Genomic DNA, 12,965 nt, shown 5'->3' with positions numbered 1-12,965 from the left:
AGCTCGTGCACCACACCCTCGCCAGGGGGCGGTGTCACCAGGTGTCCGGGCGGTCGAGATCGCGGGCCGGCTGGTACCCGCCGAGGATCGCCAAGCCCTCCGCCTCGGTGTAGCCGTTCCCCCGACCCTTGCGGAACGCCTCGACGTGGCAGGGCCTGACCACCATCTCCAGCACGTCCCTGCCTTGTCGGCGGACCCGGTAGGGGCCCGCGACAAGGTCTCCGCGGCGGGCGTCGTCGCCGGCCGGGGCGAGTTGCGCCCGAACGGTCAGCCAACGACCGGATGCGTCACCGACCACCAGAGAGCCCTCGACGAAGGAGTCCCGCGCCGACCGGCCGAGCGTGACCGAGCACTCCAGCAGCCGTCCGTCGGGCGGCAGCGACTCCAGGCGGAACGGCACGACACAGCGGTGGGCGCCATCGAACCGGACCCGGCTCGCCGTACCGGCCGCCTCGTCCCGGGTGGTCGCGTAGATCTCCAACTGGGCCCAGAGCCCGTCGGCGGGTTGCCAGCGGACGAACCACAGCTTCCGGTCGCCGGACGGATCGAACCAGGCGACCCCGGGGCGGTCGCCGACCCGCACCTCGGTCCGTCCCTGCGGTTGCCCCTGCGAGGACAACGTCTGCTGGAGCCCGTCCAGCAAATCTTCGGTACGCGCCAACACGAAACGAGCCTGACCGGTCGGGCCGCGAAACTCGACGCTCTCGATGCCGCGCCCGGTGCGCCACGACGCGGAACTGGCATCGCTCACCAGCGTCTCGGTCGAGAAGTGCACAGTCGCGGGATCGGCACCGACCTCCTCGGGGCGTACGGTCCCACCGCTCTGTGCCTCCGGCAGCATCAACGCCGCGGCCGGCATGATCGGGTCATCGGTGGTTCCGCCGCCCGGAAACACCAGCACCACCGAGGTGAGAGCGGCACACGCCGTCGCCACACCGGCGGCGATCAGTCCTCGTCGCCGCAGTCGCAACCGCCGGCCACGATGACGGGCCCGTTGCACGATCGGCGTCGGATCGATGTCGCCGCCCGCCCGACGCTTGAGCGTGGTGGCGAGCTGCTCGTCGAGGTCACTGAACATCAGAGCTCTCCTGCCCATGCGTGGGTAGCTGCAACCTGCCGCTGACGCAACGTCGCCAGGGCCCGCCTCGCGTGTGTGCGTACCGTGCCTGTCGAACAGGCGAGGATCTCGGCGATCGAGGTGTCGTCGAGATCCTCGTAGTAGCGCAGAACGATCACGGTGCGCTGACGCGCCGGCAGATCACAGACCAGCCGCCACAGTGCGTCGCGCTCGGCGACCCCGGCGGCCTCGTCCACGTCGCCCGCCCGATCGAGCACCGCGGCAACCGAGATCTCGCGGCTGCTGAGCCGACGCCACCACGAGTTGTGGGTGTTGACGAGCATGCGCCGGACGTAGGCATCAGGACGGTCCGTCCGTGAGATGCGACCCCACCGGGCGTACGCCCGCGCGAGGACATCCTGAACCAGATCCTCGGCTCGGTGCTCGTCACCGGTCAGCAGCCGGGCGAGCCGCACCAGCGCCGAAGTGCGAGCGAACGCGTACTCCTCGAACGTCACGCCCTATTAACGCCTCAGGCCGGCCGCTCCGTAGACACCCACCGGGCACTTTGTGCGCCGCAGGCCGGGAGTGCGGCGCACGCGGCGGCGGTGTCGTGGGTCCAGAGGATCACCGCGCCCGCTGGCCTTGGCACCGGCAGGACTTACTCCGTCCTCGGAGAAAATCTATGCGCGAAGCGCTAGACATTCGCGCCGTCGCCAACTAACGTTCCTGTGGTCGAGAGCAGAGCAAACAAAGACGCTGACGTTGCCGCCCCGCACGAGGGCGAAGGAGTGGGGCAGGGATCTTGCAAGTCCTGCTCGGTTCGGCGGCAGACATGTGCCGCAGTTAGGCAGTACGCGTGTGACAGCGGGTGGGGCCAACGCTTGTTCAGGGCTTCACCCGAGGTGAGGAGAGTTCGTCGTACGTGTTGGGGCCATGAAGTCGCGTGGGGCTCGGACACCGACGGACAGCACGGAGTACGACAGAGGAAATCAGAGGCAAGGGAGGGCATTACACCGTTGGATCGCCCGCTGCCAGTCGCAATCGTGGGCTGGGCGCGGACACCGCAGTTTCCCTCGAACGAGAGGTGGTCTCCGGTCACGCTTATGCGATCCTCGCACCCGAAGCCGTCCCTGACGGCTGGTGCGGACAAGACAAGCCGACGTTCTGTCGGTAGATGGTGTTCCTGACCCACAACCCTTGGGCCCCGGTGCTTCCGAGCACCGGGGCCCTCGTGATGGAGGTTCCATGGCTCAACCCGACGACATGCTCGACGATGAGGACTACCCCGCCTACACGATGGGCCGTGCCGCCGAGATCCTTGGCTGCTCGCAGGATTTTCTACGCCGGCTCGGCGAGGCGAAACTGATCGACCCGCAGCGCTCCAGTGGGGGGCACCGCCGCTACTCCCGCTACCAACTGCGCCTTGCCGCGAGGGCTCGGGAGATGTGCGACCAGGGCACCGACATGGCCTCGGCCTGCCGGATCATCATTCTTGAGGACCAACTCGAAGAGGCCCTTCGGCGCAATGAGCGTCACCAGCAGGGCTGAGCACACCGTCCGTGCGGGCCTGCCCCCACGGTGAAGCCGAGCGCCACGCGGTCCCGCACCCGGAAGGACTCGGTGAAGCCGAGGCCGGCGTAGAACTCGGCGGCGCGGGAGACGTCCTCGCTGAAGAGGATCACCTGAGGAGTGCCGAACATCGACACGGCCCGACGCCATCAGCGCAGCGGCTTCTCGCTACGCGGGTAAGCCCGATGAACTCCCGCAAGCGCGCGTTCGCCCAGCACGACTGCCCCCGCCGCATCCGCGACGGCCACGTACGGCGTTGACGTGCCCGGCTCGACGACGCATCGAGCCGGGCGCGTCAGGTGAGCTATGCCACGAAGCGCGAACGGCGTCGGCGGCCGATCAGGTAACCCGCGCCGCCGAGGAGCAGGAGCACACCGCCAATGCCGGCCACCGTCGCGGTGTCAGCACCGGTCACGGGCAGCCCGCCACCCTCGCCGCCGGGCCCGCCCGGGCTGGCGGAGACGGTAGGAGTCGGTGCGACGCTCGTGGCGCTGGGCGAAGCGCTCGGTGTGGGCTGAGACGTCGGCGTCGGCGTGGGCTGAGACGCGCAGTCAAGCTCACGGGCGGCGTACAGACCGTCGTTCAGGTAAGCCAGGTAGGCATCGACGGTCGCCTCCCCGAGCACCTTCTGCGCGGCCGCCTCCACGTTGGTGCCGGCGTCCGTCAACGTGCGAACCACAGTGATCCGTAGAGCCACCGACCAGGCATTCTGTACGCCCGTCTTGAGGAATGCGCGGAGCTCATCCTCGGTGCCCTTCAGCGCATCCTGAATGGCGCCGGGCAGAACGGGCAACTCGTCGGCGTTCGCCGCGGACAGGATCCGGGCGGCCAACACCCGTACCTCCTGCTCGGTGGCCGCTGACGTTCGTCGCACCCTTCCCGTATCCGGGGGGCAACGGAAAGCGGCCAGGGGAGCCACTGCACCGGTTGCGATATCGAACCTGCTGCTGGCCTTGGTCTACATGGGTCCGCTGGGCAGGTGTACTGGGCGCAGCGGCTTCAAGGCTAGGTAGCGGATCTCCGAGCTGCATGAATGGCTGTACGGGTCGAGATGATCGACGGGACCCTGCGCGGCAAGCCGCTGACCTGCGGTGGTGGGGGTGCGCCCGGCAGGATTCGAACCTGCGGCCTTGGGATTAGAAGTCCCCTGCTCTATCCGCTGAGCTACGGGCGCGTGTGGCGTGGATGTCGCGCCCAGAGGGTACCGCCGTCCCACTGCCCGACGGCGAAAAGGGTGCCCGCGTCCACGTTGCCGAGCAGAGTCTCACGTCCGCCCCGTAGCGGGCATCCGGGTTACCGCGGACCGGCCTGGCCGTGGACCGTACCTTTGGCTGGTGCTGCTGGATTCCGACGCCGAGAGCGACGTCGCCTACGAGCTGTGCCAGGTCGTCGGTCGCGCCATCCTGCCGTATCGGTCGTCGGGCGACGTCGGTACCGCCTTCTTCTTCCGGGGCGGCGACGACCCGGTGGGGGAGTCGCTGCTGACGGCGGCCGACCTGGTGGGCGGTTCGGGTGGTGAGTTGAGCTTGCGGACGAGCGTCACCGAGCCGGCGGGGGTTGCCCCGGCCGTCATTCTCGAGGCCGAGATCGTGCCCGGTTGGGCCCGCTTTCCGGGCGACGGGGTCGCGGTGTTGCCGACCGCCGGCCTGCACCGGCACGCCGGCGACGGCGGCTGGCGGTGGCGCGTCCAGCCGGTGCCGGCGGGGATCGCCGCCGGGCCCGAGGTCGTCGCCCGCCTCGGCGCCGACGCCAGTTCCGCTTTCGTGCTGGCCCATGGGGTACGCGAAGACGGGTCGCGACCGCTGGAGGTCGCGATCGAGCGGGTGGTCCGCGACGGGGACGCCGTGCTGATCACCACCGAGCTGCCGCTGGGGTACGTCGGCGCGCCGGTCTTCATCGTGCAGGCTGAACCCACCGGTGAGGTCTCCCCGTACTGCCTGGGCCTGGTCCTGCCCGGCGTCGGCGCGCACCCGGTGGCGACCTTCGACCGGATCCGTGCCGTCCTCCCGGCGACGCCCGGCGACATCTGACCTTTCGCGCCGTCCGGCCTGTCAGCCGCCGGGCGTCGCCGCCCCCGCCGGGTCGACCGTCTGCGCGCCGACCGTCTGCGCGTTGGCCGGCGCTGTGTCGGCGGCGGTGGATGCGCCGTCGGCTGGGGCAGCATCGGTCGGCGCCGCGTCGGCCGGGGCGGTGGGGCCGGCGGCGAGGAACGCCTCGGCCCAGCGGCCCACCTCGTCGAACACCTTCTTCCGTACGACGGGGCCGGAGAGCGTGAGGTCGTGCAGCCCTCCGTCGAAACGGGCCAGTGTGACGTGGCGACCGAGGCGGGGCGCGTAGCGGACCATGTGCTCGACGTCCAGCACGGCGTCGGCCAGTGTCGCGTTGTCGTGCCACTTGGTGCCCCGGAAGGAGCGGGTCGAGCAGGCCAGCAGCACCGGCACCTGGATGTCCAGCCCGGCGCGGAGACGGCGTTGCCCGGTGCGGATCGCGTTCAGCCAGCCGGCCCGGACCGGGAACCCGGCCAGCGGCTTCCACGCCAGGTCGTAGGTCCACTCGCCGCGGTGGTCGGAGTGGATGCTCTCGCCGTACACAGTGCCGAGCCCGAACGGGAGGATGCGGTGCGGCGCCCTGCGGCCCAGCCGGGACGCGGCGGCCGCGAGGGGGCGACGGACCGCCCAGGGGGCGTTCAGATCGAAGAAGGGGCTGTTGAGCACCAGACCGTCGATGGTGCCGGTGTCGCGGCGGGCATCCGCCCAGAGCGAGATGATCAGGCCGCCGGTGGAGTGGCCCATCACCAGCAGGGTGTCGTGCCCGTCGTCGGCGCGGATGATCTCGGCGGCGGCGTCCAACTCGGGGAAGTAGTCGCTGATGTCGCGGCAGAAGTTGGGGGTCTGGGCGGGGAGCAGACTGCGGCCGTATTTGCGCAGGTCGAGCGCGTAGAAATCCCAGCCTCGCTCGGCGAAGAAGTCAGCCAGATGAGTCTGGAAGAAGTAGTCGACGAAGCCGTGCACGTAGAGCACGGCCCGTCCGGTGGGGCGCTCGGCCCGCCGTCGGACCAGTGTCGCGACAACGGGGCCTTCGTCGTCGGTGCCCAGGTCGATCGTCTGCCGCTCGTACGGCGGCCCCAACACGTCCGGTTCCACGAACGCGACGCTACGCCGCCAACCTACCGAGCGGTAGCCCGTCCCCGCCCACCCCCGCTCACTCCCGCGATCTTGCACTTTCTGTCCCGACATAAGGGGCAATAGCCGCTGTTCGGGAGCCGAAAGTGCAAGATCGCGGGGTGCGGCGTGGGTCAGGCAGTTTCCGCGTCGGCGCGGAGGGCCGGGTTCTCCGACTCGTCGGGCTCCAACTGCGGCTGGGGGAGGTCGCGCAGGTGCTTGTTGTGCCGGGGCTCCTGGCGGGTCTTGGCATCGTTGAGCCGGCGGCGCAGGTCGTCACGAACGTCATTGAGGGCGGCGTGTAGATCCTCCTCCGCGGAGGTGGTGACGATCTTCTGCCGGCCGGCGATCCAGCACTCCAGTGTGACCTTCTGACCACGCGCCTCCCGGTCCTTCACCGACACCTCCAGCTCGGTGGCGTCAGCGTGGAAGCTGGCGAGCCGGGCGTCGAGGGTGGCGAACTGCTCGGCGATCCAGTTGCGGTCGCCCTGGGAGAACCCGGCGCCCACCCGCAGGCACTCAGCCACGGTGGCCGGGTTCGCCACGGCGCTCATCGCTGCGCCTCGGAAGCGTTCGCGGAGTCGATGGTGGTGATCATCATGGCGCTGACCTCTCGTCGACGTGGAGCTGTCGGTGGTGCGTTGATCAAGTCCTTACCCAGTTCGGGTGGCCTGGGAAACCGTGGACGGCGGGTCGGGCGGGTCGGGCGTACCACATCGGGGCGTGATCAGGGCGTTGTCCACAGGTGCGTTCGTCATCCACAGGCCGAGGATGGGCCCTCGCGACGGGTGCTTTCAGTGTCGATGCTCGGTGTCGAGTCGACTCGCGCTGGCAGGCCCCGATCCCCTGGAGGGACGATGTTCGACACTTACGTGACAATCGTCGGCAATGTGCTGACCACGCCGGAATGGCGACGTACGACCCAGAGCAACACCCTGGTGGCCAACTTCAAGGTCGCCTCGACCGCCCGCCGCCTCGACCGGGACAGCGGCCGGTGGGTCGACGGCAATTCGCTCCGCGTCCGCGTCAACTGCTGGCGCAAGCTCGCCGAGGGGGTGGCGGCCTCCGTCATGGTCGGCGACCCGGTGGTGGTCTGCGGACGGCTCTACACCCGCGACTGGACCGACGACGCCGGCAACCACCGCACGCTCTACGAGCTGGAGGCGGTCGCCGTCGGCCACGACCTGTCCCGAGGTCGGGCCCGGTTCCTGCGCAACCGGCCGAGCATGACGACCAGCACCGTGGAGGACTCGGAGGCCGAGAGCCGGGTGCACGGTGAGCCCACCGAGCCGGTGCCGGCCGGGCAGGCGCCCGTGCTGCCCGACGACCGTCTGCTGGACGACGACTTCGAGCTGCCCGACTACGCGGAGCTGCGAAGCAGCCCGTTCGGCAATGTCCCGGCGGACGACGACAGCTCCCCGAGCGGCGGGGTCTTCGGTGACGGCGGAGCGATCGCGAGCGGCGGGCAGGCAGGGCAGGCAGGGCAGGCAGGGCAGATCGACGCTCCGCCGGCTCTCGACGACGAGTTGGCCCCTCCGCCCGAGGCGGACGACGACGACAACGCCGACGGTGACGTGGACATCGAGTTGGGGCCGGTGCCCGACGAGGGGCAGCCGGAGCCGGCGCAGCCCGGTCGAGGGCGCCGCGGTCGGGGCCGGATCCCCCAGCCAGCCTGACCGATCACGACGGGGGCGGGGTGGCGGCGCGACAGCGTCGTCACCCCGCGTGACGGGCGTGGGCGCTGGCCTACCCGTTCACTCCACGGGTTCTCATTGCCGGTGCGGGACCGTGGGATGGGCTGGTTCACGGAGTGCTCGTCTAGGCTGGCCGGCCGGAGGTGGTGCGGGTGCGACGGACAGCGCCGATGGCGAACGCGGTGGGGCTGCTGGCCGGGTACGCGCTGGACAGGGCGCTCGGCGACCCCCGCCGGTGGCACCCGGTGGCCGGCTTCGGGCAGGCCGCGGGCGCGCTGGAGCGCCGCCTCTACCGCCCGGACCGTACGGCGGGTGCGGCGTTCACCGCGCTGGCCGTCGGCGGGCCGGTGTTGCTCGGGGCGGTCGCCGCGGCGGCTACCCGGCACCGGCCGGTGACCCGGGCGGTGCTGGTGGCGGCCGGCACATGGACAGTGTTGGGTGGCCGCACGCTACGGCATGAGGCGACAGTCATGGGTCGTACGCTGCGTAACGGCGACCTGCCCGCTGCCCGGCGACGCCTCGGTCACCTCTGCGGGCGGGACCCGTCGACGCTGGGCGAGTCGGAGCTGGCCCGTGCGACAGTCGAGTCGGTCGCGGAGAACACCTCCGACGCGGTGGTCGCTCCGCTGCTCTGGGGCGCGGTCGCTGGTCTGCCCGGGCTGCTGGGCTACCGCGCGGCGAACACCCTCGATGCGATGGTCGGGCACCGGTCGACGCGCTACGCGCGGTTCGGCACGCCGGCCGCTCGGCTGGACGACGCGCTCAACCTCGTGCCGTCCCGGCTGACCGGGCTGCTCACCATCGCCGTCACGCCGGTCGCACACGGGGACCGGCAGCGCGCCTGGCAGGTGTGGCGGCGCGACCGCAACGACCACCCGAGCCCCAACGCCGGTCAGTGCGAGGCGGCGATGGCCGGTGCGCTCGGGGTCCGCCTCGGTGGTCGCAACATCTACTTCGGGCGCTCCGAGGTGCGGCCGTTCCTCGGCGATGGCCCCCGCCCGGAGGCGCGGCACCTGAAGCGGGCCGCCCGGATCTCCGGCGCGGTGGGGCTGGCCGCCGTCGGGTTGGCCGCCGCGTACCCGGTGACGCTCGGTCGGCTGGTCGGCGCGGTGAGCAGGCGTGCACTGGTCGGCGCGGCGCGTCGGCGAGGGCCGGTTGCTGCGGCTGGAGAGCGCGGGCCGGCTGGCGCGGCCGGGGGCGTCGCGGTGCGGGGGAGTGGTCGGTGAGCGGCGGGCTGCTGGTGGCCGGCACAACGTCCGACGCCGGCAAGAGCGTGCTCACCGCCGGCATCTGTCGTTGGCTGCACCGGCAGGGCGTGAAGGTGGCGCCGTACAAGGCGCAGAACATGTCGAACAACTCGGCGGTGGTCGTCGGGCCGGACGGGCGCGGCGGCGAGATCGGGCGCGCCCAGGCCATGCAGGCCGCGGCGTGCGGGCTCGCACCCGACCTGCGGTTCAACCCGGTGCTGCTCAAGCCGGGCAGCGACCTGGCCAGTCAGGTGGTGCTGCTGGGCGAGGCGGTCGATACGATCACCGCGGGCACCTTCCGGCAGTTGCGTCCCCGGCTCGCCGAGACCGCGTACGCCGCACTGGCCGAGCTGCGCGAAACGTACGACGTGGTGATCTGCGAGGGTGCCGGCAGCCCTGCGGAGATCAACCTGCGGGCCGGTGACTACGTCAACATGGGGTTGGCCCGGCACGCCAACCTGCCCACCATCGTCGTCGGCGACATCGACCGGGGCGGTGTCTTCGCCTCGATGTTCGGCACAGTGGCCCTGCTCGACCCGGCCGACCAGGCGCTGATCGCCGGATTCGTGATCAACAAGTTCCGGGGCGACCTCGGTCTGCTCCAGCCGGGCCTGGACATGCTGCGTCAGGTCACCGGCCGCCCCACGTACGGGGTGCTGCCCTGGGCACTGGACCTGTGGCTCGACGCGGAGGACTCACTCGCCTACGGCCGGGTGCTGGGCCGACCCGCCGCCCCGCAGGGCAGCGAATGGCTGGACGTGGCCGTCGTCCGCCTACCCCGGATCAGCAACGCCACCGACGTGGAGGCGCTCGCCACCGAGCCGGGCGTCCGGGTACGCCTCACCATCGAACCGGCCGAACTGGCCGCCGCCGACCTTGTCGTCCTACCCGGCTCCAAGTCCACAGTCGCCGACCTCGGGTGGCTGCGCGAAACCGGTCTCGCCGACGCGGTCGCCACCCATGTGGCGGCCGGCAAGCCCCTGCTCGGCCTCTGCGGGGGCTTCCAGATGCTCGGCCGTGCCATCCACGATCCGGTGGAGAGCCGGCAGGGCAGCGTGCCGGGGCTCGGTCTGCTGCCCATCGACATCACCTTCGACCCGCGCAAGACCGTCCGGCAGTCGGTGGGCACCGGCCCCGGTGGCGTCCCTGTGCGTGGCTACGAGATCCACCACGGGTACGTGTCACAGGCCGACCCCGACCTGACCCCGCTGTTGACCAGCGACGACGGTGTCGGAGAGGGGGCAGTGCTCGGCGTGGTGCACGGCACGCACTGGCACGGGGCGTTCGAGTCCGACGAGTTCCGCCGGTGGTTCCTCACCGAGGCGGCTCGCCTGGCCGGCCGCAGCGGGTTCCGGGTCGCGCCGGCCACCAGCTTCGCCGCCGCCCGGGAGCGCTCACTCGACCTGCTCGGCGACCTGGTCGAGGAACACCTGGACACCAATGCCCTCTGGCGTCTCATCGAAGCCGGCCCACCCGCCGACCTGCCCTTCATCCCGCCCGGCGCCCCGTCCTGACCGGCGCACCGTCCCTTGGGGAGGGTGAGAACGCGGACCGCGCATGATCGTGCTCGATCCTTGTTGCAGGGGCCTCGTCCACACTTGGAGGGGCCTGTTTCCTGGATCGGGCACGATCGTGCACCGACCGACCGGAATGGTACGTGAGGGGCAAGGTCGGGGCTCAGGGACGAATGTCGGCCGGACGGTCGGTGGTGGGCAGGCCGGCGGCGAGCCAGGCGTCCACGCCGCCGATCATGTCGGTGGCCCGGCGCAGGCCGAGGGTCTGCAGGCTGGCGGCTGCCAGGCTGGAGCTGTAACCCTGCCGGCACACCAGGATGATCTCCCGGTCGTACCCGGTGGCCTCCGGGATCCGCCAGGCGCTGGCCGGATCGAGGCGCCACTCCAGCACCGTCCGGTCGATGACGACAGCACCCGGCAGGTCACCCTGTTCGCGGCGCTGTAGTTCGGTACGGGTGTCGACCAGCAACGCGCCGCCGCGGACCGCCTCGACGGTCTGCTGCGGAGTCAGTCGGTGCAGCCCGGCGCGGGCCTGTTCGAGTAGGGCGTCTATACCGGGGCTCATTACGTCTCGGAGCACCACCCGATCATGCCGATTCGACGGCACCCCGGGCGGGGAACGGGCCGCCCGTCACCCGTCGCCGCACCAAATCCCCCGGACGTGACGATGGCTGGCCAGGGCGGTCAGCCGGACGTGTCAGGGTGGCCCGAGCCGGCCCCGCACCCAGCACGATCGACACGGGCCGACAGGGATGCCGCGACGTCGATGGAACCGAGTCGATCAGCCTGCTCACCAGCGGTGGCGGCATACTTCGGGCATGCACCACGGGAGGCTGTGCTGAACCCGGGAACTGGCGGGCCGACAGTGGCGGTTGTCGAGGCGTACGCCGAATTGGCTCGTCGGGTGCTCGCGGGCCCGGCGCGGCTGGGGCGGACCCGGCTGGTCGCTGTCGACGGGCCGAGCGGCGCGGGTAAGAGCCGGTTCGCCGCGCGGCTCGCGGATGCCCTGGCGGGGCCGCTCGGCGGCCGACCGCCGGTGGTGCACACCGACGACCTGCTCGACGGGTGGGACGACCAGGTCACCTTCTGGCCCCGGCTGGACGACGGGGTGCTCGCCCCGCTGCGCGACGGGCAGCCGGGCGCCTACCGGCGGTACAGCTGGGTCCGGCAGTGCTTTCTGCCCCGGCCGGTCCCGGTGCCGGTGGCTCCGGTGCTGGTGGTCGAGGGGGTCAGCGCCGCCCGGGCGGTCGTCCGGCCGGAGCTGACGCTGGCCGTGTTCGTCACCGCGCCCGCGTCGCTGCGGCTGGCTCGGGCTGTCGCCCGGGACGGTCCGGAGATCCTGCCCGAGCTGCGCCGCTGGCATGACGGGGAGCGGGCGCACTTCGCCGCCGACGAGACCGCGACCCGCGCCGACCTGTTGGTCGACGGGGCACCGACACTGCCGCACGACTGGGACCGGTACTACGTGCGGCTTCGCTGAGCGGGGCATGGACGTGGGCCACCGACTGCGGCACGATGCGAAGAGCTACGGCGAACGGGGAGCCCACAATGACGGCAGCGGACGCGCCAGCGCGGCGTCGGATCACCCTCACCGGCATCAGCTCGCGGGCCTGGGAGCATCCGGCCGACCGAGGTGCCCTGGTCGCGCTGCGGGAGCTGCGTGGTTTCGACGACGTGCTGCGGGCGTTCTTCGGGATGTGGAACGAGCGGGGTTTCCGGCTGTCCGTGCTGGCCTCCGGCATCCGGGTCGACCATCGGCAGTACCCGGCGGTGTGGCAGCGCTACACCGAGGCGGCGGCGGTGCTCGACGTGGCCGAGTTGCCCGAGCTGTACGTGACCCAGTCGCCCTGGTTGGGCGCCGAGGCGGTCGGGTTGGAGCGGCCGTTCATCGTGCTGAACTCCGCCTGTGTGCAGCAACTCGACGAGGACGAGCTGCGCTGCCTGCTCGGCCACGAGTTGGGGCACGTGGGCAGCGGGCACGCGGTCTACAAGACCATGCTCATGATCCTCACCCGGTGGGCGGCCAACCTGAGCTGGCTGCCGGTCGGCGCGATCGCGCTGCGCGCCATCATCGCGGCGATGCTGGAGTGGTGGCGCAAGGCGGAACTCTCCGCCGACAGGGCCGGCCTGCTCGCCGGGCAGGACCCGGCCGCCGCGCTGCGACTGCTGATGAAGCTCGCCGGCGGCGGTGACCTGTCCCAGGTCGACACCACCGCCTTCCTGGAGCAGGCCGCCGAGTACGCCGGCGGCGGCGACCTGCGCGACAGCCTGCACAAGATCCGGATGACCGCGTGGAGTACCCACCCGGTGCCGGTGGCGCGGGCGGCGTCGCTGCGCCAGTGGATCGACTCCGGGGCGTACGGGCAGGTTCTGGCCGGGGACTATCCGCGCCGCGAGGACGACAGCTCGACAAGCGTGTCCGAGGAGATCAAGGCGGCTGCCGAGTCGTACCGCGAGGAGTTCAGCAGGTCCACCGACCCACTGGTCGGGTTGCTGCGTCGGCTCGGCGACGGCGCGAGCGACGTCGGCGAGTGGGTGGGCGGCACCGCCGGTCGGGCCCGTTCCTGGATGGACGCCGCCACCGAGGCGGCCGGCCGCGCACATCGCGCCGGGCGGGCCGCCCCGGGCGCGCGGGCCGGCGCCGGCCCCGCGGACAGCGGTGACGGTACGGGCTCCGCCGACACTCCTCGGTAAGGCCGGCATACGATGCCGGTCATGAC

At 71.4% G+C, this 12,965-nt stretch carries 14 protein-coding genes and 1 tRNA gene; 7 read left to right on the top strand and 8 right to left on the bottom strand.

What is annotated here, in order from left to right:
• Nucleotides 1–34 precede the first annotated feature (34 nt).
• A complete protein-coding gene (locus NIE111_RS17925) occupies nucleotides 35–1,078 on the bottom strand; it encodes a hypothetical protein (protein ID WP_238685480.1) in 1,044 nt (347 codons plus the stop codon).
• Nucleotides 1,078–1,575: a SigE family RNA polymerase sigma factor gene (locus tag NIE111_RS17920; RefSeq protein ID WP_238685479.1), complete on the bottom strand. Its 498-nt coding sequence runs from the start codon at nucleotides 1,573–1,575 to the stop codon at nucleotides 1,078–1,080. Before NIE111_RS17920 ends, NIE111_RS17925 begins: the two co-directional genes overlap by 1 nt.
• A gap of 730 nt (nucleotides 1,576–2,305) precedes the next feature.
• Here NIE111_RS17920 and NIE111_RS17915 point away from each other — a divergent pair.
• The gene (locus NIE111_RS17915; protein WP_238678144.1) at nucleotides 2,306–2,608 is read left to right on the top strand and encodes a MerR family transcriptional regulator; all 303 of its coding nucleotides are present in this window, start codon (nucleotides 2,306–2,308) and stop codon (nucleotides 2,606–2,608) included.
• On the opposite strand, the gene NIE111_RS17910 is transcribed toward NIE111_RS17915, so the two are convergent.
• The 3 genes from NIE111_RS17910 to NIE111_RS17900 form a co-directional block, all read right to left on the bottom strand.
• A complete protein-coding gene (locus NIE111_RS17910) occupies nucleotides 2,593–2,766 on the bottom strand; it encodes a hypothetical protein (RefSeq protein ID WP_238685478.1) in 174 nt (57 codons plus the stop codon). The two genes, NIE111_RS17915 and NIE111_RS17910, sit on opposite strands and share 16 nt — an antisense overlap.
• A gap of 167 nt (nucleotides 2,767–2,933) precedes the next feature.
• Nucleotides 2,934–3,503: an LPXTG cell wall anchor domain-containing protein gene (locus NIE111_RS17905; protein ID WP_238685477.1), complete on the bottom strand. Its 570-nt coding sequence runs from the start codon at nucleotides 3,501–3,503 to the stop codon at nucleotides 2,934–2,936.
• 227 nt (nucleotides 3,504–3,730) lie between these two features.
• A tRNA-Arg gene (locus NIE111_RS17900) sits at nucleotides 3,731–3,803 on the bottom strand.
• A gap of 160 nt (nucleotides 3,804–3,963) precedes the next feature.
• Here NIE111_RS17900 and NIE111_RS17895 point away from each other — a divergent pair.
• Nucleotides 3,964–4,659, top strand: a complete 696-nt coding sequence (locus tag NIE111_RS17895; RefSeq protein ID WP_238685476.1) for a hypothetical protein — start codon at nucleotides 3,964–3,966, stop codon at nucleotides 4,657–4,659.
• 21 nt (nucleotides 4,660–4,680) lie between these two features.
• Here NIE111_RS17895 and NIE111_RS17890 read toward each other — a convergent pair whose 3' ends face one another.
• Complete coding sequence (locus NIE111_RS17890) at nucleotides 4,681–5,772, bottom strand: alpha/beta hydrolase (protein ID WP_238685475.1); 1,092 nt, start codon at nucleotides 5,770–5,772, stop codon at nucleotides 4,681–4,683.
• A gap of 152 nt (nucleotides 5,773–5,924) precedes the next feature.
• Nucleotides 5,925–6,344, bottom strand: coding sequence for an HPF/RaiA family ribosome-associated protein (locus NIE111_RS17885; protein ID WP_238685474.1), 420 nt, complete (start codon nucleotides 6,342–6,344; stop codon nucleotides 5,925–5,927).
• A 303-nt stretch (nucleotides 6,345–6,647) separates the two neighbouring features.
• Between NIE111_RS17885 and NIE111_RS17880 the strand changes: the two genes are divergently transcribed.
• From NIE111_RS17880 to NIE111_RS17870, 3 genes are all read left to right on the top strand, one after another.
• Entirely contained in the window at nucleotides 6,648–7,466 is an 819-nt protein-coding gene (locus NIE111_RS17880; RefSeq protein ID WP_238685473.1) for a single-stranded DNA-binding protein, read from the top strand.
• A gap of 188 nt (nucleotides 7,467–7,654) precedes the next feature.
• The gene (locus NIE111_RS17875) at nucleotides 7,655–8,710 is read left to right on the top strand and encodes a cobalamin biosynthesis protein (protein ID WP_238685508.1); all 1,056 of its coding nucleotides are present in this window, start codon (nucleotides 7,655–7,657) and stop codon (nucleotides 8,708–8,710) included.
• A complete protein-coding gene (locus tag NIE111_RS17870; RefSeq protein ID WP_238685472.1) occupies nucleotides 8,707–10,245 on the top strand; it encodes a cobyric acid synthase in 1,539 nt (512 codons plus the stop codon). The genes NIE111_RS17875 and NIE111_RS17870 overlap by 4 nt, the downstream gene beginning before the upstream one ends.
• A 163-nt stretch (nucleotides 10,246–10,408) precedes the next feature.
• On the opposite strand, the gene NIE111_RS17865 is transcribed toward NIE111_RS17870, so the two are convergent.
• The gene (locus NIE111_RS17865; protein WP_112584171.1) at nucleotides 10,409–10,810 is read right to left on the bottom strand and encodes a rhodanese-like domain-containing protein; all 402 of its coding nucleotides are present in this window, start codon (nucleotides 10,808–10,810) and stop codon (nucleotides 10,409–10,411) included.
• 201 nt (nucleotides 10,811–11,011) lie between these two features.
• Here NIE111_RS17865 and NIE111_RS17860 point away from each other — a divergent pair, with 201 nt between their 5' ends.
• Both NIE111_RS17860 and NIE111_RS17855 read left to right on the top strand, forming a co-directional pair.
• On the top strand, nucleotides 11,012–11,725 hold the full coding sequence (locus NIE111_RS17860) for a uridine kinase family protein (RefSeq protein WP_372488354.1): 714 nt from the start codon (nucleotides 11,012–11,014) through the stop codon (nucleotides 11,723–11,725).
• 68 nt (nucleotides 11,726–11,793) lie between these two features.
• Nucleotides 11,794–12,939 (top strand): M48 family metallopeptidase, encoded by a 1,146-nt coding sequence (locus NIE111_RS17855; protein WP_238685470.1) that lies wholly within the window; start codon nucleotides 11,794–11,796, stop codon nucleotides 12,937–12,939.
• Nucleotides 12,940–12,965 lie beyond the last annotated feature (26 nt).

The sequence above is a fragment of the Micromonospora hortensis genome (assembly GCF_022230935.1).
Taxonomy (GTDB): domain Bacteria; phylum Actinomycetota; class Actinomycetes; order Mycobacteriales; family Micromonosporaceae; genus Micromonospora; species Micromonospora hortensis.
This window is presented reverse-complemented; position numbering and strand designations above follow the sequence as displayed.

Coding starts and splice junctions, on each gene's coding strand:
- NIE111_RS17925 (WP_238685480.1), bottom strand. CDS start 1,078: ATGTTCAGTGACCTCGACGAGCAGCTCGCCACCACGCTCAAGCGTCGG.
- NIE111_RS17915 (WP_238678144.1), top strand. CDS start 2,306: ATGGCTCAACCCGACGACATGCTCGACGATGAGGACTACCCCGCCTAC.
- NIE111_RS17885 (WP_238685474.1), bottom strand. CDS start 6,344: ATGAGCGCCGTGGCGAACCCGGCCACCGTGGCTGAGTGCCTGCGGGTG.
- NIE111_RS17880 (WP_238685473.1), top strand. CDS start 6,648: ATGTTCGACACTTACGTGACAATCGTCGGCAATGTGCTGACCACGCCG.
- NIE111_RS17875 (WP_238685508.1), top strand. CDS start 7,655: ATGGCGAACGCGGTGGGGCTGCTGGCCGGGTACGCGCTGGACAGGGCG.
- NIE111_RS17865 (WP_112584171.1), bottom strand. CDS start 10,810: ATGAGCCCCGGTATAGACGCCCTACTCGAACAGGCCCGCGCCGGGCTG.
- NIE111_RS17860 (WP_372488354.1), top strand. CDS start 11,012: ATGGAACCGAGTCGATCAGCCTGCTCACCAGCGGTGGCGGCATACTTC.
- NIE111_RS17855 (WP_238685470.1), top strand. CDS start 11,794: ATGACGGCAGCGGACGCGCCAGCGCGGCGTCGGATCACCCTCACCGGC.